Genomic DNA, 2,214 nt, shown 5'->3' with positions numbered 1-2,214 from the left:
CCCGACGATGTCAGAGACATGAATAAAAGCCGCACGCTCAAGACCGATATCTACAAAAGCTGCCTCCATTCCTGGTAATACGCGTACAACCTTGCCTTTATAGATATTACCGACAATCCCTAATCGACTGGATCGCTCGATATATACCTCTTGCAACATCCCGTTTTCTACAACCGCAACACGCGTTTCAACAGGGGTAACATTAATAAGCAACTCTTCGCTCAAAACACTATCCTTTTAAAGTTTTGATTCTAGACCGAACGATTTCAAACTCTGGTGAACTTCCGTTAAGGGTAAGCCAACAACATTACTGTAACTACCTTCTATTTTATCGACCAGTACCGCTCCGATGCCTTGGATGCCGTAACCACCAGCTTTATCGAAAGGCTCTTCGGTTTTCCAATAATCAGCGATTTCCTGATCGCTTAGCCCTCTAAAGAAGACTTTAGTTTTAACGATATGTTCCTGAACTTCGCTAAGCTGGCCATTACTTANTACTCCCAAAGCATAGGCAGTTGCGACCGTGTGATGATCACCTGACATCACGCGCATCATTCGTTGAAAATCAGAAAAATCTTCCGGCTTAATCAGAATTTGCTCACCATGCACGCAAACAGTATCGCCTGCCAGCATTAAGTAATCTCGACCATCAATACAAGTCTTAGAAAGACAAAACTGATGTGCTGCCGCTACTAGCTTCTCTTTTGCCATGCGAGCAACATAAGCATACGGCTTCTCAGAGTCATGAACTGACTCATCAATATCAACGGGGCTTTTTAATGGATCGTAACCTAGCTGTTGTAACAACTCTAAACGTCTAGGCGAGGCCGAAGCTAACACTAATTGCACTTACCTACCCTCGCAAAGCAAAGCTAATTCTGTCGTATACAACAACAAGAATAGGCCATAAAAACCCACTAAACATAGCCCGAAGCAACAAATCTGAAGGTGCTTCAGCTCGACTTAACAGAGAGGTAAAGGTGTTCACAATCAACAAATGAATAATGACAACAACGAACGCAACAAGAGACTGCTGCAACAAAGGATAAAGCTTAAAGCGCTTGTGCATGCCTATCGCAAGATACGACACGATACTCAAGGCTAAGGCGTTGATCCCAAGGTATACACCACTGATCACATCCAGCAGCAGACCAATAAAAAAGCCTACAGTTATACCAACAGTACTAGGCGAGCGCAGAGTCCAAAAGAAGACTGTCATGACCAACCACTCTGGTCTGAACAACGAAATCATTGCCGGCAAATATATGAGTTCGAGTATCACCGACAACATGAAGGTGATCACCACGGCCAACATACTAGGCTGATAAATCATTGAGCGACCTCAACACCGCTTTGTGGCGCATCATCTTTATTTGGAAAAACTAATAACAATAAACGACTGCGGTTAAGATTAGCTTGCGGAGTGACTTTCACTGTCGCAAATGCTGCTCCTGGATCGTGTGCAACTTTCGTCACGGTCGCTACAGGGTAGCCTGACGGAAAGCGCCCACCTAAACCAGAGCTCACAAGTAAATCTCCTTCCTGAATATCTGCTGTATCTGGAACATTTGCTAACTCTAAGGCGGATAGCGAACCAAACCCGTAGGCAACGGCGCGAACACCATTTCGATTAACCTGCACCGGCACGGCATGACGATCATCTGATATCAACAAAACCCGACTTTGAAACTCACTGACATCAATCACTTGGCCAACTAAGCCATATTCATCTAATACAGCTTGCCCAACATACACACCACTGCTGCGACCTTTATTGATCACAATATAATGTTTGTTTGGGTCAGGGCTCACACTTACAAGTTCGGTGACTACGACACCATCGTCAAGAACGCGAGAAGCATTCAATAACTCTCGCAAACGATTCAGCTCTGCGGTTGTACTAGCAAGCTTTTGAGACTGGCGTTCTAGAACAAGAACTTTAGCTTTAAGGGAATCTAACTCATCTTCGAGTGACGAACGGGAAGTAAAAAGAAAACCAATACCATCAGTGATATGACGCGGTACATCACTCATCCATTGAAATGGTGTCAGTACAGTACTAACACCACGCCGAACAGGATCGAGCTGATCATAACGCACATCGACAACGATCAGCACGACACTAACGAGAACCGCCAGTATCAAGCGATAGCCCAAATACGGACCTTGTACAAATACAGTACTAATGGCGCACTCCTAATGGCAAAGCAACTA

Annotated in this window: 4 protein-coding genes; all 4 read right to left on the bottom strand. The window is 44.6% G+C overall.

Annotated elements, in window-relative coordinates:
* On the bottom strand, positions 1-225 hold a 225-nt coding region (locus A3738_RS03260), incomplete at its 3' end, for a S1 RNA-binding domain-containing protein (protein WP_156503917.1).
* Between the two features lie 12 nt (positions 226-237).
* Positions 238-849 (bottom strand): nucleoside triphosphate pyrophosphatase, encoded by a 612-nt coding sequence (locus A3738_RS03255; RefSeq protein ID WP_068763353.1) that lies wholly within the window; start codon positions 847-849, stop codon positions 238-240.
* A 4-nt stretch (positions 850-853) separates the two neighbouring features.
* Entirely contained in the window at positions 854-1,333 is a 480-nt protein-coding gene (gene mreD / locus A3738_RS03250; protein WP_068476111.1) for a rod shape-determining protein MreD, read from the bottom strand.
* Positions 1,330-2,187 (bottom strand): rod shape-determining protein MreC, encoded by an 858-nt coding sequence (gene mreC / locus A3738_RS03245; protein ID WP_082869349.1) that lies wholly within the window; start codon positions 2,185-2,187, stop codon positions 1,330-1,332. Before mreC ends, mreD begins: the two co-directional genes overlap by 4 nt.
* Positions 2,188-2,214 lie beyond the last annotated feature (27 nt).

This window comes from Oleiphilus sp. HI0066, assembly GCF_001635725.1.
This window is presented reverse-complemented; position numbering and strand designations above follow the sequence as displayed.

Bases quoted from the DNA above. Each gene is read 5' to 3' on its own strand.
- mreD (WP_068476111.1), bottom strand. From the start codon at position 1,333: ATGATTTATCAGCCTAGTATGTTGGCCGTGGTGATCACCTTCATGTTG.